The sequence below is a fragment of the Streptomyces barringtoniae genome, assembly GCF_020819595.1.
GTDB lineage: Bacteria > Actinomycetota > Actinomycetes > Streptomycetales > Streptomycetaceae > Streptomyces > Streptomyces barringtoniae.
The window spans coordinates 168,363-190,960 of sequence record NZ_JAJHNP010000008.1; the positions used below are offsets into that span (position 1 = coordinate 168,363).

General features: G+C 73.6%; 15 protein-coding genes and 1 pseudogene. 5 read left to right on the forward strand and 11 right to left on the reverse strand.

Features of this window, described 5'->3' with window-relative positions; genetic code table 11:
- Window positions 1-42: 42 nt before the first annotated feature.
- Window positions 43-429, forward strand: a complete 387-nt coding sequence (locus LMU33_RS16435; RefSeq protein WP_228621135.1) for an ATP-binding protein — start codon at window positions 43-45, stop codon at window positions 427-429.
- A gap of 8 nt (window positions 430-437) precedes the next feature.
- Here LMU33_RS16435 and LMU33_RS16440 read toward each other — a convergent pair whose 3' ends face one another.
- Window positions 438-1,394: an ArsR/SmtB family transcription factor gene (locus LMU33_RS16440; RefSeq protein ID WP_228621136.1), complete on the reverse strand. Its 957-nt coding sequence runs from the start codon at window positions 1,392-1,394 to the stop codon at window positions 438-440.
- A gap of 66 nt (window positions 1,395-1,460) precedes the next feature.
- Between LMU33_RS16440 and LMU33_RS16445 the strand changes: the two genes are divergently transcribed.
- A complete protein-coding gene (locus LMU33_RS16445) occupies window positions 1,461-2,735 on the forward strand; it encodes an MFS transporter (RefSeq protein ID WP_228621137.1) in 1,275 nt (424 codons plus the stop codon).
- 69 nt (window positions 2,736-2,804) lie between these two features.
- On the opposite strand, the gene purH is transcribed toward LMU33_RS16445, so the two are convergent.
- Both purH and purN read right to left on the reverse strand, forming a co-directional pair.
- The gene (purH, locus tag LMU33_RS16450) at window positions 2,805-4,376 is read right to left on the reverse strand and encodes a bifunctional phosphoribosylaminoimidazolecarboxamide formyltransferase/IMP cyclohydrolase (protein ID WP_228621138.1); all 1,572 of its coding nucleotides are present in this window, start codon (window positions 4,374-4,376) and stop codon (window positions 2,805-2,807) included.
- Window positions 4,373-5,011, reverse strand: a complete 639-nt coding sequence (gene purN, locus LMU33_RS16455) for a phosphoribosylglycinamide formyltransferase (RefSeq protein WP_228621139.1) — start codon at window positions 5,009-5,011, stop codon at window positions 4,373-4,375. The genes purH and purN overlap by 4 nt, the downstream gene beginning before the upstream one ends.
- 293 nt (window positions 5,012-5,304) lie before the next feature.
- Between purN and LMU33_RS16460 the strand changes: the two genes are divergently transcribed.
- Window positions 5,305-6,117 (forward strand): hypothetical protein, encoded by an 813-nt coding sequence (locus LMU33_RS16460; RefSeq protein ID WP_228621140.1) that lies wholly within the window; start codon window positions 5,305-5,307, stop codon window positions 6,115-6,117.
- 26 nt (window positions 6,118-6,143) lie between these two features.
- On the opposite strand, the gene LMU33_RS41685 is transcribed toward LMU33_RS16460, so the two are convergent.
- On the reverse strand, window positions 6,144-8,258 hold the full coding sequence (locus LMU33_RS41685) for a cell division protein PerM (RefSeq protein ID WP_308280787.1): 2,115 nt from the start codon (window positions 8,256-8,258) through the stop codon (window positions 6,144-6,146).
- Between the two features lie 96 nt (window positions 8,259-8,354).
- Here LMU33_RS41685 and LMU33_RS16470 point away from each other — a divergent pair, with 96 nt between their 5' ends.
- Entirely contained in the window at window positions 8,355-9,431 is a 1,077-nt protein-coding gene (locus tag LMU33_RS16470) for a transcriptional regulator (protein ID WP_228621141.1), read from the forward strand.
- 161 nt (window positions 9,432-9,592) lie between these two features.
- On the opposite strand, the gene sucD is transcribed toward LMU33_RS16470, so the two are convergent.
- From sucD to LMU33_RS16505, 7 genes and pseudogenes are all read right to left on the reverse strand, one after another.
- Window positions 9,593-10,477 carry a succinate--CoA ligase subunit alpha gene (sucD, locus tag LMU33_RS16475; protein WP_228621142.1) on the reverse strand — a complete coding sequence of 295 codons (885 nt, stop codon included), beginning with the start codon at window positions 10,475-10,477 and terminating at the stop codon, window positions 9,593-9,595.
- 28 nt (window positions 10,478-10,505) lie between these two features.
- On the reverse strand, window positions 10,506-11,684 hold the full coding sequence (gene sucC, locus LMU33_RS16480; RefSeq protein WP_228621143.1) for an ADP-forming succinate--CoA ligase subunit beta: 1,179 nt from the start codon (window positions 11,682-11,684) through the stop codon (window positions 10,506-10,508).
- Window positions 11,685-12,136: 452 nt separating this feature from the next.
- Complete coding sequence (locus LMU33_RS16485) at window positions 12,137-14,302, reverse strand: hypothetical protein (protein WP_228621144.1); 2,166 nt, start codon at window positions 14,300-14,302, stop codon at window positions 12,137-12,139.
- Between the two features lie 206 nt (window positions 14,303-14,508).
- Window positions 14,509-15,366: a hypothetical protein gene (locus tag LMU33_RS16490; RefSeq protein WP_228621145.1), complete on the reverse strand. Its 858-nt coding sequence runs from the start codon at window positions 15,364-15,366 to the stop codon at window positions 14,509-14,511.
- Window positions 15,367-15,518: 152 nt separating this feature from the next.
- On the reverse strand, window positions 15,519-16,697 hold the full coding sequence (locus LMU33_RS16495; RefSeq protein WP_228621146.1) for a VWA domain-containing protein: 1,179 nt from the start codon (window positions 16,695-16,697) through the stop codon (window positions 15,519-15,521).
- Window positions 16,698-17,146: 449 nt separating this feature from the next.
- Window positions 17,147-19,753, reverse strand: a pseudogene (locus LMU33_RS16500) (DUF5682 family protein); the annotation flags it as partial.
- Window positions 19,750-20,892, reverse strand: a complete 1,143-nt coding sequence (locus LMU33_RS16505) for an ATP-binding protein (protein WP_228621305.1) — start codon at window positions 20,890-20,892, stop codon at window positions 19,750-19,752. The pseudogene LMU33_RS16500 and the gene LMU33_RS16505, both read right to left, overlap by 4 nt.
- Window positions 20,893-21,033: 141 nt before the next feature.
- Here LMU33_RS16505 and LMU33_RS16510 point away from each other — a divergent pair, with 141 nt between their 5' ends.
- Entirely contained in the window at window positions 21,034-22,389 is a 1,356-nt protein-coding gene (locus LMU33_RS16510) for an SWIM zinc finger family protein (RefSeq protein WP_228621148.1), read from the forward strand.
- Window positions 22,390-22,598 lie beyond the last annotated feature (209 nt).

Below are 22,598 nucleotides of genomic sequence, written 5' to 3' on the forward strand. Positions count from 1 at the left end.
ACGCCACTCTGTGAGTGATTCGTCACAGAAAGGCATACGGCCATGCTCCCCCGCCCCCACAACCGATCACTGATCCTGGACCTGCTCGCCCAGCCCAAGGCCGTACCGGAGGTCCGTCGTGCCGTACGCGAGCACCTGAACGACACCCCGTGTCCCGAACTCCAGCTCTGCGTGAGCGAGTTGCTGACCAACGTGATCAACCACGTCGGCGAGGGCACCCCGGTCACCGTACGGCTGACACGCGTGGACGGCGGCCGTACCCGACTGGAGGTCAGCGACCCCGACGCCCACGCCTGGCTCGTACGACGCCGCCCCGGCGCCGAGGAGGAGTCCGGCCGAGGCCTGCTGCTGATCGACGCCGTCGCGCTGCGGTGGGGCGTCGAACACGGTCCCGGTGGCAAGACCGTGTGGTGCGAGTGCGCCGTGTGAGCCCGCGCTCATCGTCCGGCCACCAGCGCCTCGGCCGTCTCGGTCCGGGCGTACAGGATGCTGCGGCCGAGCCGGGTGGTGCGGAGCAGGCCCGCGTCGCGGAGTGCCGTGAGGTGCTGTGACGCGCCGCCCACCGTGAGCCCGGCGAGCGCGGCGAGCTGGGTGGTGGTCGCCGGTTCCCGGAGCAGGGTGAGCAGACGCGCCTTCGGTCGGCCGACCACTCGGGTGAGCGCGTCCGAGGGAGCGGCCGGGCGTGACTCCCAGATCGTCGCGGTCCCGCGCGCCGGGTAGCGCAGGAGCGGCTGCCAGGGAGGCGTGGCGAGCAGCCACACGCGGGGCCAGGCGAACGCGGACGGGCCGAGGACCAGGCCCCGTCCGCCCAGTTCGAAGGTGCCGGTGCGGTTGCTGCGCAGCCGCACCCCGAGTCTGCCGTCCTCCCAGCTCAGGCCAGGGTCCAGGTCGGCGAAGAGCCGGCGGCTGCCCCCGGTGGAGAGCAGCTGGGCCCGGTGCCGTACGTCGGCTTCGAGGACCGCGCGGATGCGTGGCCAGTACGGTGCCACCGCCAGTTCCCAGTACGCCTCGATGGTCGTCACCACCCGGTCGACGGCCACGGCGGGATCCGGGTACCGGGGCAGGCCCAGGGTGTCGAGGTCGGCGTGGATCCGTTCCACCGGGTGCGCGCGCAGCGCCGCGAGTTCGAGCCGGATGTCCGGGGCCGAGGTCAGCGGGGCCGGTGCGACGAATGCGGCGATCTTCGGGGTGAGCAGTTCGGTGACCGGCCGCAGGTCCAGCCGCGCCCGCGCCAGGCGGTGGCGTACGGCCGTGAGCCATGGGCCGTGCAGGGTGTGACCATCGTGGCCGTCGGTGTCGGAAAGGACGCGCAGGCTCGCGATCGTCTCCCACAGCGGCGAGATCGCCAGACGGCTCAGCGCGAGGTCCTCGGTGGTGAACTCCAGCTCAAGCACCCGTCGAGTTTAGGTATTTCTGAACTCATGGCGGGCGGTGCGGTCCGCCCGCCAGCCTCGGGCGCCATGACTCCCACACTCCTCGCACCTCCCGCCGCGAACCGGCGGCACCGCGGCGTCCTCGCCGACCGCGACTTCCGGCTCCTGTACACGGCGGACGCGGCCGGCAGGCTCGGCGCGCAGGTCAGTTTTCTGGCGCTCCCCGTCCTGGCGCAGACCGTGCTGCACACGGGGGCGGCACAGGTCGGCGTGCTGTCCGCGCTCGGCACCGTGGCCTTCCTGATCGTCGGCCTGCCCGCGGGCGCGTGGGTGGACCGCATGCCCAAGCGGACCGTGCTCGTCGCGGCCAACCTGAGCAGGGTCGCGCTGATGGGCTCGATACCCGTGGCCTGGGCCTGCGGCGTACTGGCTCTCCAGCAGCTGTACGTGGTCGTGTTCCTGACCGGGGTGGCGACGGTCTTCTTCGACGTCGCGCATCTGTCGTACGTCCCCTGCCTCGTCGGCGCGGACCGGCTCGTCGCCGCCAACTCCCGGCTCGCCGGGCTGAACCAGGCCGCCGACGTCTCCGGACGCGGCGTCGGCGGGCTGGTGGTGCAGTTGCTCGGGCCGGCGGCGGCCGTCGTCGTCGACGCGCTCGGTTTTCTGTGGTCGGCGTGGTGGATCGCGCGGATCCGGGCCGTCGAGCCGGCCCCGGCCCGGCGTACGGCCGGGCCCCGGCTCTGGGCGGAGACGGCGGCGGGGCTGCGCTTCGTGCTCGGCCATCCGGTGCTGCGCGCCCTCGCCGTCAAGGGGGCCGTGGCCAACCTGGCGATCCAGCTGTGCCAGGTGTCGTTCGTGGTGCTGTTCACGGAGGAACTGCACCTGTCGGCGGGGCTGCTGGGGCTGCTGCTGTCGGCCGGAGGCGTCGGTGGATTTCTCGGCGCACTCGCCGCGTCGGCGGCCGGCCGACGCCTCGGGCACGGCCGGGCCTTGTGGCTCGTCGGCGCGGTAACGGGTCCGTTCGCCCTGCTCACCGCCCTGATGGCCCGAGGGCCCATGCTGTGGGTGGGCGCAGCCGGCTGGACGGTCACCCTCGTCCAGACCGGCCTGGCCAACGTCCTCGCGGTAAGCACCCGCCAGCGGGTGACCCCGGCGGCGATGCTGGGCCGGATGAACGCCACGTTCCGGTTCCTGCTCACCGGGGCGCTGTCCGTCGGTGCCCTGCTGGCCGGGCTCATCGGGACCTTCGCCGGGGTCCGCGCCGCGATCTGCGGCGGTGCCGTCCTGATCGCCGCCGGCTGGCTCGTCGTCTTCTGCTCACCGCTGCGGAACGTGCGTCACCTGGACGAACTCGGTACCTGAGCCGACACCGCGTGCCGGCTCAGGTACCGGCGCTCAGGTGTCGGCTCAGGTGTCAGCTCAGGTGTCGGCTCAGTGGAAGAAGTGGCGCGTGCCCGTGAAGTACATCGTCACGCCCGCCTCCTTGGCGGCCTCGACGACCTGCTCGTCACGGATCGAGCCGCCCGGCTGGACGATCGCCCGCACGCCGGCCTCGATGAGGATCGCCGGGCCGTCGGGGAAGGGGAAGAACGCGTCCGAGGCGGCGTAGGAACCGCGCGCCCGCTCCTCACCGGCCCGCTCGACGGCCAGCTTGCAGGAGTCGACCCGGTTGACCTGGCCCATGCCGACGCCGACCGAGGCGCCGTCCTTGGCGAGCAGGATCGCGTTGGACTTCACCGCGCGGCACGCCTTCCAGGCGAAGGCGAGCTCCTTCAGCTCCTCCGGGGAGAGCGCCTCGCCGCTGGCCAGCGTCCAGTTCGCCGGGTCGTCGCCGTCGGCCTGGAGCCGGTCGGTGACCTGGAGCAGGACACCGCCGTCGACCTGCTTGGCCTCGACCCGGTTGCAGGGCGCGCCCTGGGCCTTCAGGACCCGGATGTTCTTCTTCTTGGCGAGGGCCTCCAGGGCCCCCTCCTCGTAGTCGGGCGCGACGATGACCTCGGTGAAGATCTCCGCGACCTGCTCGGCCATCTCCCGGCTCACCGGCCGGTTGACGGCGATCACGCCGCCGTAGGCCGACACCGGGTCACAGGCGTGCGCCTTGCGGTGCGCCTCGGCGACGTCCGAACCCACCGCGATACCACAGGGGTTGGCGTGCTTGATGATCGCGACGCAGGGCTCGTCGTGGTCGTACGCGGCACGGCGGGCGGCGTCCGTGTCCGTGTAGTTGTTGTACGACATCTCCTTGCCGTGCAGCTGCTCGGCGTCCGCGAGCCCGCCGCTGCCGTCGACGTACAGGGCGGCCGGCTGGTGCGGGTTCTCGCCGTAGCGCAGGGTGTTCTTGCGCTCGAAGGTGGCGCCGAGGAAGTCGGGGAACCGCGACTCGTCCACCGGCGCGTACGAGGAGGCGAACCAGGAGGCGACGGCCACGTCGTAGGCGGCGGTGTGCTGGAACGCCTCGGCGGCCAGCCGCTTGCGGGCGGCGAGGTCGAAGCCGCCGTCCTTCACGGCCGCGAGCACGTCGGCGTACCGCTCGGGGCTGGTCACCACGGCGACGGAGGGGTGGTTCTTGGCGGCGGCGCGGACCATCGAGGGGCCGCCGATGTCGATCTGCTCCACGCACTCGTCGTCGCTCGCGCCCGAGGCTACGGTCTCGCGGAAGGGGTAGAGGTTGACGACGACGAGGTCGAACGGCTCGACGCCGAGCTCGGCGAGCTGCTGCCGGTGGCTCTCCAGCCGCAGGTCGGCGAGGATGCCCGCGTGCACCCTCGGGTGCAGCGTCTTCACCCGGCCGTCCAGGCACTCGGGGAAGCCGGTCAGCTCCTCGACCTTGGTGACGGGGACGCCGGCGGCGGCGATACGGCCGGCCGTGGACCCGGTGGAGACCAGCTCCACACCGGCCTCGTGCAGCCCGCGCGCGAGGTCTTCCAGCCCGGTCTTGTCGTAGACGCTGACGAGCGCGCGACGGATGGCCCGCTTGCCGCTCTCGATGCTCTCGGCGGTCACTGGATAACTACCTTTCGTCCCTCAATGCGATAGCCGTTGCGGGCGATCCGCCCCACGACCTCGACGAGCAGCCTTCGCTCGACTTCCTTGATGCGCTCGTGCAGCGCGCTCTCGTCGTCCTCGTCCCGGACCTCGACCACGCCCTGGGCGATGACCGGGCCGGTGTCGACGCCGTCGTCGACGAAGTGGACGGTGCAGCCGGTGACCTTGGCGCCGTACGCGAGCGCGTCACGGACGCCGTGGGCCCCCGGAAAACTGGGCAGCAGGGCGGGGTGCGTGTTCACGAACCGCCCGCCGAACCGGGCGAGGAACTCCTTGCCGACGATCTTCATGAACCCGGCGGAGACCACGAAGTCCGGCTCGTACGCGGCCACGGCCTCGGTGAGGGCGGCATCCCACTCCTCGCGGCTCGCATGGTCCTTGACCTTGCACACGAAGGTCGGCAGCCCGGCCCGTTCGGCGCGGGCGAGCCCCTCGATGCCGGCGCGGTCGGCCCCTACGGCGACGATCCGGGCGCCGTACCGCTCGGCTCCGGTGCGCTCGATCTCGTCCAGGAGCGCCTGCAGATTGGTGCCGGATCCGGAGACCAGCACGACGAGGCGCTTGACCGCTGGGCCAGCGGGGGTGGCGGCCACGATGGGGCCCTTTCTGGGGTGGCGACGATTCCGGCCAGCGCTTTGTACATTCGTACGAATGCGTCACGCCCCTCGATACAGGGAAGTCTACGAAGCGGCCGACCGTCAGCAACGATACCGGCACACGGGAAGGCCCCCACGGGACGGGGGCGTGGCCGGAAGGTAGCGTTCGTGGGGAATCAAGAAGGGGGCTGTCTCCGGCAGCCCCGGGAACGCGGTCGTCATGCGGCGCGTTCACGGGGTGGAAGCTCACGTCGGACTGCCGTATTGACCTAGGGGAAGACGCTCTTTTGATGCCCGATCGCAGCCTGCGACTCCTGACGTTCCCTCTGCGCCCGGCCCAGGGAGGCGAGCGTCGTGCCGTACTGCTGCGGGAGCGGCCGGCCTCGCCGCCGGAGGCGCCCCAGGGCGGGCGTGACGGTGACGGACGGGGCAGCGGGCCGCAGGACGACAATCCCTTCGCGCCGCCGCCCGAGGGCGCGCCGGACCGGCCCTGGCAGCCGCGCCACCCCGAGGGCTCGCACGGACACGGACAGGGGCAGGGCTCCGGTCAAGGCCAGGGGAACGGCTCCGGTCACGGCGGCGGTTCGCCGTGGGGCGACCAGTGGAGCGACCGCCAGCCCGGGCGCTCCCCCGGCGGCTTCGGCGAGCGGCCCGGCGGTGGCCCCCAGGGTCCGAGCGGGCCGGCCGGCCCCGGCGGCATGCGCTGGGACCCGACCGACCCCGCCCAGCGCCGCGCGCGCTACGCCCTGCTGTCCGGCATGTGGGCCGTCTTCTTCGCCCTGTTCAGCTGGCCGTACGTGGCCCTGTTGCTGGGCGCGCTCGCCCTGTACTGGGGCGTCAGCGCCCTGCGCGCCAAGCCGCGGACACCCGACCCGAACACCGCGGCTCCCGCGGGCGGCCGCCCCCAGATCACGGCAGCCGTCGGCGGCCTGGTCACCGCGTCGCTGGCCCTGGTCCTCGTGGCCTCGACATTCACGGTCCAGTTCGTCTACCGCGACTACTACACGTGCGTGAACGACGCCCTCACCCACGAGGCCAAACAGTCCTGCCAGCAGCTGCTGCCGAAGGAGCTGCGGGGGGTCCTGGGCGTCGGCAACAGCTGAGGCTCCGCTCGGCGCACGCCGGTCGGTCAACGGGCCGTCGCCGTGTCAGGGGGTTCCTGGGCGCCGGGCGACGGGCCGGTGAGGTCGGGTCGAGGCTCCGGCTGCGGCGTTGCGTCTGCGGTGGGGTCCGAGCCTGCCGTGGGCGTGGGGTCTGCAGTGGGCGAGCCTGCAGTGGCCGATGAATCCGCCATGGGCGTTGAGCCTGCCGTGGTCTTCGACTCTGCCGGGGGAATCGACTCCGCACGCGGCATCGACTCCCCACGTGGCGTCGGCTCCGCGCCGGGCGTCGACTCCGCGCCTGGCGGCGGCTCGGCCGGATCCGTCGATTCCGTGGAGGACGCTGGAGGGGCTGCGGGGCTTGCCCAGGCTTCGGGCAGGTCGCAGGGGGCGGCTGCCTCGCGCAGGGCCGCCCAGCGTGAGGCGCGGGCGAGGTCGTCGTGCCAGTCCGTGGGGAACGCGTCGTCGGCCGGGAGGAAGTCGTACATCTCCTCTTCGTCGGGAACGGCCACCACTGGCCGGGGGGCGGGGGTCCTGTCCTTGCCCGACTCCTTGGTCCTGCCCGAGTCCTTGGTCCTGCCCGAGTCCTTGGTCCTGCCCGAGTCCTTGGTCCTGCCCGGCTCCTTCGCCTTGGCTGATTCCTTTCCCTTGGTCGCCTCCTCCTCCCGACCCGCCTTCTCGGCCTCGGCGGTGGTGGTCTTCTCCTGCTTCTCCTGCTTCTCCTGCTTCTCCTGCGCCTTCGCCGCCTGTGTCGTCCTCCCCTGTTCCTTTCCGCTCCCGGAGGTCTCCGTCCCCGTCCCCTGCGCCGGGATCTGCCCGCCCCGCGCGCGCCCGGCCCACAGCCGGCACGCCCGTACGACCAGCGCCACCGGCATCCCGAACAGCGCCGTCCACGCCCCCGCCGCTCCCCCGGTCTGCCACCACACCGGCCCGAAGCGGGCCAGCGCGGACACGCCCAGCGGGCCGCCGGCCAGGTCGGCGAGCAGGGCGAGGCAGGCCGCGCAGAGCGTCGCCGTCAGCAGCACCACCCCGGCCGTACCGGCGACCGACCAGCGGGCCGACGCCGGTGCACCCTCCGGCCGTCCTACCGCCCCGCGCGCCACGAACCACCCCGCCGTCATCCCGGCCGCCACCGGCACCAGCCCCGCCGCCCAGTTCGGCGGCGTACCGGCTCCGGCGTCCGGCACCGCCGCCAGCAGGGGGAAGGGCGGCAGCAGCGGGGCCGGGTCGGAGGCGAAGGGTTGCACCACATGCCCGACGCCGAGGAGGAAACCGGGGCCGAGGGCGTAGGACGCGGCCCACAGCGCCGCGTTGGGGATCAGCGCGACGCCGAGCAGGAGCACGGCGAACCGCCCCGTCCACCCCTCCGTCAGCTGGACGAAGGACGCCCGCGCGACTCCGCCGTGCCACACCAGGGACACCCCGAGCAGCAGCGCCCCGCCGCCGAGGAGCACCGCCGTGGCGGCACCGGTGGCGCGTACGGCCGTACCCAGCCGGGCGCGCTCGTCCGCGCCGAACAGCACCCGCCGCACGCGCCCCGGCAGCACGCCCAGCGCGCTCAGCACCGGCTCGCGCGGACGGCCGTACGCCGACCACACCCCGGCCGCCGCCGAGCCCGCCGCGACCAGCGGCAGACACACCGTCACCCAGGACCAGGAGGGCTGCAGTTCGCCGCCCGAGCAGTACAGCGCGACCGCGCCGCCGACGCCGAGGTAGCCGAGGACGACCCCGGTCCACGCCGTGTGCGCCGGTACCGGCGGCGGGCCGTCGGCTTCGGTGGGCGCGTCCACCGCGTCCCTGGCCGCCCGGTACACCAGCCACACGGGCAGCACGAGCAGCAACAACGGAGTCACCCCCACCGGCATGGGCGCGCCGGAGAGCGTCTCGGTGCGGACCAGTTCGACGCCGTGGGCCAGCAGCCACAGCGCCCCGGCGACATGCAGTGCGCCGCCCGGACCGCTGTCGGGATACGGCGAGCTGACCCACAGCACCATCAGCAGCGCGGCGAAGGAGGCGAAGCCGAGTCCGGCGGCGACGGCGCCGCCCAGCAGGCTCGCGGCCAGTCCGGGCTCGCGGTCCCGCATCCGGGTCAGCAACGGCGACAGCGAGGGTCGGCGAGCGGTCATCAGATTCACGTACGCCATGCTCCCAACGGCACACACATTCCCGTCGTAACAGGCGAACCGCCGTAGTGTCGCTCAATATACGTTTATGTTCTTTTCCGCACGGAAGGGCGTACGGTGACGACGCAGAATGCTGCCAGTCCGCTGCCACCGCCGCCGGAGCGCCGACGCCTGCGCCGCTCCCGGTCGCTGACGCGGGCTCAGGTCGCCGCCCGGGTCGGCGTCAGCCGCTCGACGCTGCGCGCGTGGGAAGCCGGCCGCCGCGTCCCGCGGGGCGACGAGGGCGAGGCGTACGCCCGGCTGCTGACGACGTTCGTCCTCCAGCAGACCGTCGAGAGGGCGACAGCCGTCGAACCGGACCCCGGCCCGGAGACCCCTCTGGCGGACGCTCCCGATCCGCTGACGCCCGCTCAGGCCTTCGACGCGCTCTACGCGTTCTGCGCCCCCGCCCTCGTACGCCAGACCTATCTGCTCACCGGACGCCGGGAGCTGGCCCGCGAGGCCGTGGAGCGGGCGTTCCAGCTGGCCTGGCAGCGCTGGCCCGAGGTGGCCCGGGACCGGGATCCGGGCGGCTGGGTGCGGGCGGCGGCGCACGACTGCGCGCTCTCCCCCTGGCACCCCTTCCGGCCCCGGTACCGGCACCCGGAGCCGGCGCCCACCGACCCGGCCGACCGGGCGCTGCTGCGGGCCCTGCTGGAGCTGCCGCCGACGTACCGGCGCACGCTCGTCCTGTACGACGGTGTGGGCCTCGACCTGCCGGAGACGGCGGCGGAGACCGAGGCGAGCACGCCGGCCGCCGCGAGCCGGCTGACCCACGCCCGCGACGCGCTGGCCGCGCGGCTGCCGGAACTGGCCGACCCCGCCGAGTTGCATCGCCGGCTGCTGGTGCTGGCCTCGGCGGAGCGGTTGCCGGCGGCCGGGCCGGAGCCGGTACGCCGGGAGAGCGAACGGCGGAACGTGTTCTGGACGCGCGCGGCGATCGCGTTCACGGTGGCGATCATCGGCGCGACGACGCTCACGGTGCGGTCGGCACCGACGCACTACGAGGCGCCGATCGCGCCGGCGCAGGCGGTGCAGGGGGTTCCGCCGGTGGGGGTGATGGGGCCGCTGTCGCGCGAACAACAGGCGTTGCGGGCGAAGTTGCGGAGCGCTGCCGCGAAGGGGCCGGACCGGCTGACTGCGGAGGCACGATAGGGCCGGCCGCCGTGGGGGTGCTCACCCGTGGCCGGGCGCGGGGGCATGGTGGCTGATCGTGCGGTTCCCCGCGCCCCTGGGGAGCTGCGGTGCGGCACGCGAAACGCCGGAAGGCCCGCCCCGGCCGACGGGACGGGCCTGCCAACGGTCGACCGAGAAGCTCAGCCGCCCAGGATCTCGCGGGCGAGCTTCGCCGTCTCGGTCGGGGTCTTGCCGACCTTGACGCCCGCGGCCTCCAGGGCCTCCTTCTTGGCCTGCGCCGTGCCGGAGGAGCCGGAGACGATGGCGCCGGCGTGACCCATGGTCTTGCCCTCGGGCGCCGTGAAGCCCGCGACGTAACCGACGACCGGCTTGGTCACGTTCTCCTTGATGAACGCCGCGGCGCGCTCCTCGGCGTCGCCGCCGATCTCACCGATCATCACGATGAGCTCGGTCTCCGGGTCGTCCTGGAACGCGGCCAGGGCGTCGATGTGGGTGGAGCCGATGATCGGGTCGCCACCGATGCCGACGGCCGTCGAGAAGCCGATGTCGCGCAGCTCGTACATCATCTGGTACGTCAGCGTGCCGGACTTCGACACCAGGCCGATGCGGCCCGGCTTGGTGATGTCGCCCGGGATGATGCCGACGTTCGACTGGCCCGGGGTGATGATGCCGGGGCAGTTCGGGCCGATGATGCGGGTCTTGTTGCCCTTCTTGCCGGCGTACGCCCAGAAGGACGCCGAGTCGTGCACGGCGATGCCCTCGGTGATCACGACGGCCAGCGGGATCTCGGCGTCGATGGCCTCGACGACCGCGTCCTTGGTGAACTTCTCCGGCACGAAGATGACGGAGACGTTGGCGCCGGTCTTGTCGATGGCCTCCTTGACGGAGCCGAAGACGGGTACCTCGGTGCCGTCGAAGTCCACGGTCTGACCCGCCTTGCGCGGGTTCACGCCGCCCACGACGTTCGTGCCGTCACCGAGCATGAGCTTGGTGTGCTTCATGCCGGTGGAGCCGGTCATGCCCTGGACGATGACCTTGCTGTCCTTGTTGAGCCAGATAGCCATGGTGTGTTGGTGTCCTCGTCCTGAGTGCTTACTTGGCGGCGGCCAGCTCGGCGGCCTTGTCGGCCGCGCCGTCCATGGTGTCGACGCGCTGCACCAGCGGGTGGTTGGCGTCGGTGAGGATCTGCCGGCCCAGCTCGGCGTTGTTGCCGTCGAGGCGGACGACGAGCGGCTTCTCGACCTTCTCGCCGCGGTCCTCCAGGAGCTTCAGGGCCTGCACGATGCCGTTGGCGACCTCGTCACAGGCGGTGATGCCACCGAAGACGTTGACGAAGACGGACTTGACGTCCGGGTCGCCCAGGATGATCTCCAGGCCGTTCGCCATGACCTGGGCGGAGGCACCGCCGCCGATGTCCAGGAAGTTGGCGGGCTTGACGCCACCGTGCTTCTCACCGGCGTACGCGACGACGTCCAGGGTGCTCATGACGAGACCGGCGCCGTTGCCGATGATGCCGACCTCGCCGTCGAGCTTGACGTAGTTGAGGTTCTTCTCCTTGGCGGCGGCCTCGAGCGGGTTGGCCGCGGCCTTGTCGTGGAGCTCCTCGAAGTCGGGGTGGCGGAACTCGGCGTTGTCGTCGAGCGACACCTTGCCGTCGAGGGCGATGACCTCGCCGGAGGCGACCTTGGCCAGCGGGTTCACCTCGACCAGGAGGGCGTCCTCCTTGATGAAGGTGTCCCACAGCTTGACGAGGACGTTCGCGACCTTGTCCGCGACCTCGGCCGGGAACTTCGCGGCCGCGACGATCTCGCGGGCCTTGGCCTCGTCCACACCGTCGATCGGGTCGATCGGCGTCTTGGCGACGGCCTCCGGACGGGTGGCCGCCACCTCCTCGATCTCCATGCCGCCCTCGACGGAGGCGATGGAGAGGAAGGTGCGGTTGGCACGGTCGAGGAGGAAGGAGACGTAGTACTCCTCGAGGATCTCCGGAGCGGTCTCGGCGATCATGACCTTGTGGACCGTGTGGCCCTTGATGTCCATGCCGAGGATGTCCGTCGCGCGGGCGACGGCCTCGTCCGCGGAGGCGGCCAGCTTGACGCCACCGGCCTTGCCGCGACCACCGACCTTCACCTGCGCCTTGACGACGGACTTGCCGCCCAGACGCTCGGTGATCTCGCGCGCCGCCTCAGGCGTGTCGATGACTTCACCGGCCAGCACCGGTACATCGTGCTTGGCGAAGAGGTCCCTCGCCTGGTACTCGAACAGGTCCACGCGCTTCCGTCCCTATCAGTGATCTCGCGGTTCGTTGGATGCGTGGGCGTGCCGCGAAGGGCAACGTGACGTCCGCTTGTCACAAGGGAGGCGCACACGGTGTCCGAGCGCGCGGCATGTCCGTCTCGCAGGTTATCGCCGCTTGCGGGGGCGCCCTAAATCGAGGGTCACACACGAGCGGTGATACCTGTCACATGATGCCTGGTTTCCTGGCACGGCGTGCCGAGAGGGGCGGCCTTGGTGGCGATGTGCGAGGCCTCACCGGGCTGGGGTTGACCCGGTGAGGCCTCTGGGGCGGCCCCGGTGGCACCGGGGCCGGGGCGGTTGATCCCCACCCCAATGGGGACCACCCGCCCGGGCCGCGGGGCCCCGGCCGGACGGGCCGACGGCATTCGGCCATCCGGGTCCGGACACCCCGCGGAGCGATTGGGGCTCTCAGCCCTGTTCGGAGCTCAGCCCTGGTACGGGATGCCCTGTGCGGAGCCCCGCACGCCGTACCCGTCCCGGAAGTCCCGCAGGGGTACGGCCGGACGGGCGACCCCTTCGGCCCCGCCGACGGCGTGCCCGGCGAGCGAGCCACCGGCGTCCCGGACGGTGCCGTGGACGTCGTGGGCGAGGCCTCCGGCCTGCCGGCCGACCGGCGCGGCCGCACCGGCGACACCGGCCGCGAAGGCCCCGGCCTCGCCCGCGACACCACGGCCCAGCCCGCCGGCGCTCCCGCCGACCCCACCGGCCACCGGCAGCACGACCCCGGTGACCTGACCGGCCAGGGGCGCCACGGTTCCGGTGGCGGTGCCGGACACATGGTGGGCAGCACCCGTCGCAGTGCCGACCGCCTGGTACACCGTCCCCGTGGCCGTGTCCGCCGTCTGTGCGGCGGCGTACGTCGCGGTGCCGGCCGCCTGGTACACCCTCCCGGCAGCCGTACCCGCCACCTGGTGGGCAGCACCCGTCGCAGTGCCGGCCGCCCGGTACGCCGTCCCTGTGGCCGTGTCCGCCGTCTGGTGGGCAGCACCCGTCGCAGTGCCGGCCGCCTGGTGCACCGTCCCCGTGGCCGTGTCCGCCGTCTGTGCGGCGGCGTACGTCGCGGTGCCGGTGAGCGGTGCCGTCGCACCGGTGACCCCGGCCGTGAAGGGCGGCAGCTGGGCGGTGGCGCCCTCGGCGAAGGCTCCGGTCTGCGTGGTCACACCGTGCGCGAGCGGGGGTACGGCGCCGACGATGCCGCCCGCGAAGGGGGGGACGTCACCGGCCAGGCCGTGACCGAGGGCACCCGCGTCCACGACGGCCTGCCCGGCGACCGGCACGACCCCGTGCACGGCACCGGCGGCCACCGGCGGCAGCACCGCGTCCATGGCGTCCCGCCCGACCTGCCCGGCCGGCCCACCGGCGTACGCCGTCGCACCCGCGCCCACCGGCCGCACATCGCCGACGGCGCCCGTGGCGACCCCGTGCACGCCGTGGACGGCGCCCTCTACGGTTCCGTACCCACCGGACACGGATCCCTCGGCGACGCCCAGCGCCCCGGCGACGGCGCCCCCGGCGACCCCGTGCACGGCGGTGACGGTGCCCTGGGCGGTTCCGTACCCACCCGCCACCGCGTGCCCGGCCGTGCCCCGGACGCCCGTCGCCGCCCGGCCGGCGACCGGCACGGCGCCGTTCACCGCCGTGGCGGCCACCGGCGGGACAGCCGCGGCGGTCGTCTCGTCCACCACCGGGGTGACGGCGCCGGGCACGGCCCGGACCGTGCCGACGACGCGCTCCTCGGCGCCGGTGGCCGTACCGGTGAGATGTGCGGGCACACCGGCGACGGAGGCCTCGCCCGCGCCGACCGCCCCGGCCGCGGTGCCGCGCACGGCGTTCGTGGCACCGGAGGTCCGGCCCTGCGCCGCGACGACGGTCTGCTGGGCCGTCGTCCGTACGACGCCCTCGACGCCCCGCGCCTTCAGGCGCGCGGCCGCCTGGGTGGCCTGGAGCTTGCTCTGGACGGCGGCCAGGGCCTCCTCCACCTCGGGAGCGAAGGAGGACAGCGGGCCGAAGAGGTAGTCGATCTCGTCCTCGGAAGCGCCCTGGGCAACGGCCCGGGACGCGGTCGAGGCGGCATGCGCGGCCGTGTGGGCGGCATGGGCGACGCCGCCGTCGAGGTGCGTGCCGCCGACGTGCGCGCTGTCGACCTGTGCGCCGTCGGCCTGGATGTGCACCCGCGCCTTGCGGGCCGCCTGAGCGCCCTGGAAGGCCTCTGCACCCCGGATCCTCGCGGCGGTCGGGACCTTGGCGTCGACGTAGCGGCGGGCCTGGTCGGTGGTGCCGGTGCCGGTACCGGTGCCGGTCTTCGCGGTCGAGGCGGCCGAGCCGGCCGTGCTTGTCAGGCCGGAGACCGTGTCGGTGACCGTGCTGGTGACGGTGTTCCGGACGCCGGAGACGGTGTCGTGGACGCCGGTGAGGACGCCGTCGACCGTCCCGGCGACGGAGTCGGTGACGCCGTCGGCCGCGGTGCCCGCGTCCGGCACGGTGACGGAGGTGGCGGACAGCTCGTCGGCGCTGGCGACGGTCGAGCCGAGCGCCCAGGCACCGGTGACACCGGCGGCTATCACGATCGAACGACGGATGTTCTTGTTCATGGCGTGCGTCAAGCCCTTCGGAAACGGCTGGAAACGTCTGGAACGTCTGGAATCGGCTGGGGGTGCCGTCCGGAGACCGCTGACCGCCGGTCGCGCTGAACGCGTCGACGGCCGCAGCGCTGATCGCTGGAAGGGTCCGGACGGACGGGGCAGACCTGTTCCGCCCCCGCGCGACAGGTCCGTGGCGGGGAGGTCGGCCCTGTTGCCTAGCCGGGGAAGACGGGGATGTCCCGGTGCCGGTCCCGGGTATGGGGCGCGTCGACGCGCGCGGCGGCGCCGGGCGCGAGCCGCAGGGGCGCCCGGTCGTCGAGGGTGACGGCGTGCGCGTCACCGTGGCGGGACGCGCCGCCGTCGGCGGCCTGCTTGCCGAGCACGCCGTCGGAGTCTCCGGTGGGCGTGGGCCGGCCGGGGACGCCGAGGGCGGCGGAGCCGTGGCGCGCGAAGGTGTGCATCACGGGCCGCGGCACGGCGGCGGTCTCGGGGCCGTACACGGCGACCGGCGCCGGTGCGCCGACGGCGGTACGGCCATGGGCGCGGGCGTGCCGTTGCTTCTGCCGCTCCACCGGAGCGGGCGCCGCCGCACCGCTGTGCCGTTGCGGGACGGGTGCCGTGGACTTCGGCTCCGGCGTCGGTCGGCCGGGCACGTCAGCGACTTGGGTGACGTCGGGCAGCGGCAGGGAGGGCGCCGAGGTCCGGGGTTCGTCGGCCACGGCTTGGGCGGCCGTGGTCTCGACGGTCCGGGAAACGGTGTCGAGCACGTCGCGCACGGGGGTGACGGTCCGTTCGCCGACGGTGTGGACCCGGCCGACGACCCGCCCGGTCGCCGTACGGACCGCCTCTACGGCCTGTACCGCGCCCTCTCCCTGCGCGGCGGTCCCCGCGGACCGCACCGACGTCGCCTGCGCCGGCACCAGGGTCCCGTCGGCCGCGTGTGCCTGTTCGCCACAGAGGAAACCCAGCGCGAAGAGTCCGCCCACCAGCAGCACCAGTTGGAGCGCACGCCGCCCGGCCGCCGTACGCAGCGCGCGCACGGTGGTACCAAGAAGGGCTGCTGGGAAGGTCAAGGAGCTGGACATCCTCGGCTCGGCACGACATGGGCTCCGCCGATCCTTGCACGGCGCGCCCGAGGCCGCGCAAGCCCGCTGTTACCGATAGGTAGTCATGTCCCTTTTCTGGCCTCTCTCGTGTCCGGTTCTCGCCTCTTTCGTGTCCGGCGTCACACGGTGTCCGGTATCGGCAACGGCCGCTTCTCCAGCGCGGCGGCCATGACCTCGGGGAAGAGATCGGGCGTGCAGGCGAAGGCCGGTGCACCGAGCGCGCCGAGCGCCGCCGCGTGCTCCCGGTCGTAGGCGGGCGCGCCCTCGTCCGACAGCGCCAGCAGCGCCACGAACTGCACCCCGGACGCCTTCATCGCCGCCACCCGCTTGAGCATCTCGTCGCGGATGCCGCCCTCGTAGAGGTCACTGATCAGCACGACCACGGTCTCAGCGGGCCGGGTGATCCGCGACTGGCAGTAGGCCAGCGCCCGGTTGATGTCCGTGCCGCCACCGAGCTGGGTGCCGAAGAGGACGTCGACCGGGTCGTCCAGCTGGTCGGTGAGATCGACCACCGCCGTGTCGAAGACGACCAGCCGGGTGCCGATCGACCGCATGGAGGCGAGGACCGCGCCGAACACGGACGCGTGGACCACGGACGCGGCCATCGACCCGGACTGGTCGATACAGAGGATGACCTCCCTCTTCACGGACTGGGCGGCCCGCCCGTATCCGACGAGCCGTTCCGGCACGACCGTGCGGTATTCGGGGAGGTAGTGCTTGAGGTTGGCCGCGATGGTGCGGTTCCAGTCGATCTCGTGGTGCCGTGGGCGGCTGATTCGCGCGCTGCGGTCGAGGGCGCCGGTGAGTGTGGCCCGCGTACGGTTCGCGAGCCGCTTCTCCAGGTCCTCGACGACCCTGCGCACGACCGCGCGTGCCGTTTCCCTCGTCGTCTCCGGCATCGCCTTGTTCAGCGAGAGCAGCGTGCCGACCAGATGCACGTCCGCCTCGACCGCTTCCAGCATCTCCGGCTCCAGCAGCAGGGAGGCGAGGCCGAGCCGGTCGATGGCGTCGCGCTGCATGACCTGGACGACGGAGGACGGGAAGTACGTGCGGATGTCCCCGAGCCAGCGCGCCACCGACGGCGCCGAGGCCCCGAGCCCCGCCGAACGGTCCCGTCCCGCCTGCGGCTTGTCGCCCCTGCCGTAGAGCGCGGCGAGTGTGCCGTCCATCGCCGCGTCCCTTCCGGACAGCGCGCATCCGGTCCCGTCGGCCTGATCCCCGCCGAGCACCAGCCGCCAGCGCCGCAACCGCTCCCGCGTCGGCCCGTCGACCTCCAACGACACCGTTTCGCCCGTCATACACCCACCCCCGCAAGGCTGCTGTCCTCGGCCGCCCCACACCCACGCGTGTCACACCCGCTCGTGCCGGGCCCGGTCCTGTCACACCCGCTCGTGCCGGGCCCGGCCGCCTGACACCCGGCTCGTTCGGCGGTACCCGGCTCGGCCGTCCTCGTCTCGGCCTTCCCCATCCCCGGAATTCCCGCCTCGGGTGTCCCCGTCCCGGAAATCCCCCGCGCGGGCGGCTCGCACTCGGTCGGGCCACGCCTGACGGGGGCACGCTCGGCCGATGACCGCGGAGCCGTTTCCTGCTGGGCCGTTTCCCCCCGGACCGCTTTTCGCTCGGCCGTTTCGTGGTCGGCCGTGTCGTGGTCGGTCGGGTCTCGGTCGGCCGTGTCGTGGTCGGCCGTGTCGTGGTCGGCCGTGTCCCGCTCGGTCCGGTCCCGGTCGGTCCGGTCCCGGTCGGTCGGGTCGGTCAGGCCGAGCAGCAGGCGCAGCACCGGCAGTACGGCATCGGCGCGCTCGGTGTCCGGTTCGGCGGCGAAGCCGGGTGTCATGGCCCCGGGGGCCGCCCGGCCGGCCGACCGGTCTCCCGGTCCGCGCCGGACAAGTTCGCCGAGCGTTCTGCGCACCCCGGGCTCATACGCCGCGAACGTGCGGCGCAGCAGCGGCAGCACGTCCGTGAACGCGTCCGCCGAGACCCCGGTCAGCCAGCTGTCCACCAGGGCGAGCAGCCGCTCGTCGTGCACCAGCAGCAGTCCGCCCCCGCCGCCGACGAAACCCTCGATCCAGGCGGCGGCGTCGGCGGGCGGAGTCCCCGGCGACAGCGCGAGCCCCATCAGCCGGGCCGCCTCGTCGGACCCCAACTCACCGTTGTCCAGCAGCAATCGCACTGCCCGCCCGCGCAGCACACCGGGCACGCTGTCGCGCGACGACAAGGTCCGCAGCACCGCTCGCCAACGGTCACGCAGATCACCGCGTCCGGCACGGACGAGACCAACGCCACCCGCACCGACCCCGGCACGCGCTCCAGCATCCGCGCCGGGATCGCCGGCCCCGACGACGCCGGCCCCGCCACCACCGCGGGCATCCACACCAACACCCTGATCGGCACCCGCACCCGGGCCGGCCGGGCCACCGACACCGGCACGCTCGCCCGCACCGGCCCCCGTACCAGGGCCACCCGTCTCACCGGCGCTCTCACCGGCACCGGCACCGGCGTGCTCGTCCGCTCCCGAACCCGCGCTCCCACCCGCGCCCGCCGCGGCCAGCGTCTCCGTCAGTAGACCCACCGCCGTGTGCACGGCGTCCACATGGGCGCGCATCTCAGCCGCCGCGTCCGTGTCGAGTGCGGTGCACGCCGGGGGCAGGCCGACGAAGATGCGTTCGGCGAGGCCCGCGGCGACGCCGGCCAGCGCGCCGGTGTCGGTGCCGCGCACGTCGCCGTAGCGCAGGGAGCGGACCAGGGCGGGCAGGGCCTGGGCGAGATGGCCCACGTCGGCGTCGAGCGCGGCGCGGTCGGCGAGGACCCGCATGACCACGGGCAGGGCGTCCGGCAGCCCTGCCAGCAGGCACTGCTCGGCGAGCGCGGTGACGTCGGCGAGGGTGCCCGCGGCCGTCGCGTCGGCCTCGGCCCTGGCCTGCGCCGCGCCCAGTACGGTCGTCCCCCACACGCCCGCCTCGGCGACCCGCACCGACAACTCCGGCTCCCAGCGCAGCCGCCATGTCTCCCGGAACGTGCCCGTGCTCCCTCGTGACCGCGCGGGCTCGCCCCAGCCGACGCCTAGCAGCCGGAGCCGGTGCAGCAGCCTGCTGCGGCCGGCGTCGGTGTCACCCCGCAGGTCCAGCTCCAGTTCGCGCTCCAGCGCCTCGGGTTTCAGCCGCAGCGAACGCTGTTGCCGGGCCAGGTCGCGCTGCAGCGGCACCGCGGGCGCCGACTCCGGGACCTCGCCGAGGACGTCCCCGACCACCAGCCGGTCGTGCACCAGCGCCAGGGGCACGTCCGAGCCCTCCCCCATCACCGCCCGCACCGCGTCGGTGGTCTCGCCCAGCCCCGGCAGTGGGCGCCCGCGCAGTGCCGCCAGGGTCTCGGCGAGCCGGACGGCCTCGATGACGTGGGCGGAGGAGACGATCCGGTCCTCCTCGCGCAGCAACCGCGCCACCTTGGTCAGCCACCGCTCGACGGGCCGGTCGGGGGCGTGGAACAGATGGCCGTACCAGCCCGGCGAGTCGATGCCCGCGCCGTACCCGCTGGACCGGGCGAGCCTGCGGTGGGTCCAGGGCACCCAGGTCAGGTCCGCCTTGACCTTGGGCAGCCCCTTCAGCAGGGACCGGTCGGCGGTGACGGTGGTCTTCTCGCGCAGCGCGGGCACATGCCAGGCCCCGCAGACCACGGCCACCTCGTCACCGGACTCCTTGCGTGCGGCACGCAGCCGGAGCCGCATGTGCGCCTCGCGGACCAGGTCCCGGGAGTGCCCGCCGACGCCGTACCGCTCGCGGAGTGCGCCCATCGCCTCCTCCAGCGCGGCGAAGGGCGCGAACGGGTCCCGCTCCCCCGGGCCCCGGTGTTCGACCACGTCCTCCCACCAGCGTTCGGGATCGTCGTGTCCGGCGGCCTCGGCGAGCGCGGCGAGCGGATCGATCCGGACCTGCTCGCCGCTGCCCCGGCCGTCATCGGCGTCCCCCTGGTCCTGGTCCTTCTCCTTCTCCTTCTTCTCCTCCCACGCGAGCGTGTGCGCGGCCGGCAGGTCGATGAAGTGGGCCGGGACGCCGTGTGCCAGGGCCCAGCGAATCGCCACCCACTCGGGGCTGAACTCGGCGAACGGCCAGAACGCCGAGCGGCCTGGCTCGTCCACGGCATGGGCGAGCAGGGCGACCGGGGGCCGCAGGTCCGGGTCGGCGGCCAGCGGGATCAGCGCGTCGGCCTCGGGCGGGCCCTCGATCAGGACGGCGGCAGGCCGGGCAGCGTCCAGGGCCGTGCGCACCGCGCGGGCGGAACCGGGGCCGTGGTGCCGCACGCCCAGCAGGAGCGGTCCGGAGCCGTGCGCCTTGGGCCAGCGGCTGTCGTCGTCGGTCATGCACTTACCTCCCGGCAGGCGCGGTAGAAGTCCGTCCAGCCCTCGCGCTCCCGGACGACCGTCTCCAGGTACTCCTGCCAGACGACCCGGTCGGCCGCCGGGTCGCGCACGACGGCGCCGAGGATGCCGGCGGCGACATCGCCCGGGCGCAGCACGCCGTCGCCGAAGTGGGCGGACAGAGCGAGGCCGTTGGTGACGACCGAGATCGCCTCGGCCGTGGACAGCGTGCCGCTGGGCGACTTCAGCTTGGTGCGGCCGTCGGCGGTGATGCCGTCGCGCAGCTCGCGGAACACGGTCACGACCCGGCGGATCTCCTCGATGCCGTCGGGCGCGGCCGGCAGGTCGAGGGAGCGGCCGATCTGCTCGACCCGGCGGGTGACGATGTCCACCTCGGCGTCGGCGCTCTCCGGCAGCGGCAGCACCACGGTGTTGAAGCGGCGGCGCAGCGCGCTGGAGAGGTCGTTGACCCCTCTGTCCCGGTCGTTGGCGGTGGCGATGAGGTTGAACCCGCGGACCGCCTGGACCTCCTGACCCAGCTCCGGGATGGGCAGGGTCTTCTCGGACAGGATCGTGATCAGCGTGTCCTGCACATCGGCCGGGATACGGGTCAGCTCCTCCACGCGCGCCGTCATGCCCTCGGCCATGGCGCGCATGACGGGACTGGGCACGAGGGCGTCGCGGCTCGGTCCGTGCGCGAGCAACCGCGCGTAGTTCCAGCCGTACCGGATCGCCTCCTCCGGGGTACCTGCCGTGCCCTGCACCAGCAGGGTGGAGTCACCGCTGACGGCGGCCGCCAGGTGCTCCGACACCCAGGTCTTGGCCGTGCCGGGCACGCCGAGCAGGAGCAGGGCGCGGTCGGTGGCGAGGGTGGTGACGGCGACCTCGACGATCCGTCGCGGGCCCACGTACTTGGGTGTGATCACCGTGCCGTCCGGCAGGGTGCCGCCGAGCAGGTACGTCGCCACCGCCCACGGCGACAGCTTCCAGCGGGCCGGGCGCGGGCGGTCGTCCTGCGCGGCGAGTGAGGCGAGTTCGGCGGCGAAGGCCTGCTCGGCGTGCGGTCGGAGCGCCTGTGCGCTCTCGGATGCGCTCTCGTCGTCGGTCGGTTCGGCGGTCGTCGGTCGCACGGACGCAGACATGGCTGACATGGCTGAGGCCCCCTCCAGCTCGGCCGGTTCGGATCTGGCATCCACCGTGCACCACGCCACTGACAATCGCTCTGACCTGCACGAACGCCCGCTCCGGACGGATTGTCAGTGGCGGGGCCTACCGTCGGAGGCATGACTGAGCAGGGGGTGCGCTGGACCGCGGAGCAGGTGCTGTCACTGGCGCCTGACGCCGCGTCACGCAAAGCGGGAGGCAAGCTCGGCACGGCCGGTCCGTGGTCCGAGGCGGGGAGCGGAGAAGGGACGGTGTGGGGACTGTGCAAGGGCAGTGGCAGCAGGCCGTACCAGACGGTGGTCGATCTCGCCGACGTGGGCGGACCGGCGTACAAGTGCAGTTGTCCGAGCCGTAAGTTCCCGTGCAAGCACGCGCTCGGACTGCTGCTGCTGTGGGCGGGTGACGACGGCTCGGTGCCGGCTTCCGCGCAGCCGCCGGACTGGGCCGAGCAGTGGCTCGCGGGCAGACGCAGACGCGCGGAGACCAAGCAGGGCCCGAGCGAGGGGAGTTCCGGGGGCGGGTCCGCCGATCCCGAGGCGGCTCGGCGGCGGGCCGAGCGCCGGGCCGAGCGGGTCACCGCGGGCGCGACGGAGCTGGAGCAGCGGCTCGCGGACCTGCTGCGCGGCGGCCTGGCCGCGGCCGAACAGGCGGGGTACGGCCTGTGGGACGAGACGGCGGCCCGCATGGTCGACGCCCAGGCCCCCGGACTGGCCTCCCAGGTACGGGAGTTGGGGGCCGTCCCGGCATCGGGCGCGGGCTGGCCGGCCCGGTTGCTGGAGGAGTGCGCGCTGCTGCATCTGCTCGACCAGGGCTGGCTGCGCCGCGACCGCCTGCCGGACGCCCTCGCGGCCACGGTCCGCTCCCGGCTGGGCCTGCCCGCCACGGCGGACGGCACGCCGCTGCGCGACCGCTGGCTGGTCCTCGCCCAGTACGACACGGCGGACCCGAAACTGACGACCCGCCGGATATGGCTGCACGGCGCCACCTCGGGCCGGACCCGGCTGCTGCTGTCCTACGGCGCGGCGGGCCGGGCTCCGGAGCTGTCCCTGCCGGTCGGACTGGCCCTGGACGCGGAGCTGTCCGCCTATCCGGGGGCAGGCCGGTCCCGGTCCGCCCTGGGCGAGCGGTTCGCCCCTCCGGCACCAGCCGATTTCCGTCCGCCGGGCACGAGCACGGCCGAGGCGGCGGCCCGGTACGGCGAGGCGCTGCGCGACGACCCCTGGCTGGAGTCGGTCCCGGTGACGCTTGGCCGGGTGATACCGGTCCCGGACGGCGACGAGTGGCAGCTGGCCGACGCCGACACGGACTCCGCCCTGCCGCTGACCCGGGCCGCCCGCTCCCGCCCCGGCCTGTGGCGGCTGGTCGCCCTGTCGGGCGGCACCCCGGTCACGGTCTTCGGCGAGTGCGGCCACCGCGGCTTCACCCCGCTCACGGCCTGGCCGAGCGGCACGGGCGAGCCGGTTCCACTGTGCTGACCGGCCTGCCGGCCCGACACCGGCACGTCCGGACACACCGACCCGGCCCGGCGCACCGGCCAACCCGTCCGCACCGCGCCAACGCGGCCAGGCGCACCCAGCCGAGCCGACACGGCCAAACGACCTGCCAGGGCAATGACGGCACGGCCAGGCACACACCGAGCCGGACCGGTGCCACGGACCAACCACCGGTACCGCGCCAACACCAC

What these genes read in the sequence shown, in the direction of transcription:
- LMU33_RS16495 (WP_228621146.1), bottom strand. Translation starts at nt 16,697, where the DNA reads ATGACGGGCGAAACGGTGTCGTTGGAGGTCGACGGGCCGACGCGGGAG.
- LMU33_RS16510 (WP_228621148.1), top strand. Translation starts at nt 21,034, where the DNA reads ATGACTGAGCAGGGGGTGCGCTGGACCGCGGAGCAGGTGCTGTCACTG.
- LMU33_RS16460 (WP_228621140.1), top strand. Translation starts at nt 5,305, where the DNA reads ATGCCCGATCGCAGCCTGCGACTCCTGACGTTCCCTCTGCGCCCGGCC.
- LMU33_RS16485 (WP_228621144.1), bottom strand. Translation starts at nt 14,302, where the DNA reads ATGAACAAGAACATCCGTCGTTCGATCGTGATAGCCGCCGGTGTCACC.
- LMU33_RS16445 (WP_228621137.1), top strand. Translation starts at nt 1,461, where the DNA reads ATGACTCCCACACTCCTCGCACCTCCCGCCGCGAACCGGCGGCACCGC.
- LMU33_RS16505 (WP_228621305.1), bottom strand. Translation starts at nt 20,892, where the DNA reads ATGTCTGCGTCCGTGCGACCGACGACCGCCGAACCGACCGACGACGAG.
- LMU33_RS16435 (WP_228621135.1), top strand. Translation starts at nt 43, where the DNA reads ATGCTCCCCCGCCCCCACAACCGATCACTGATCCTGGACCTGCTCGCC.
- sucD (WP_228621142.1), bottom strand. Translation starts at nt 10,477, where the DNA reads ATGGCTATCTGGCTCAACAAGGACAGCAAGGTCATCGTCCAGGGCATG.
- LMU33_RS41685 (WP_308280787.1), bottom strand. Translation starts at nt 8,258, where the DNA reads ATGGCGTACGTGAATCTGATGACCGCTCGCCGACCCTCGCTGTCGCCG.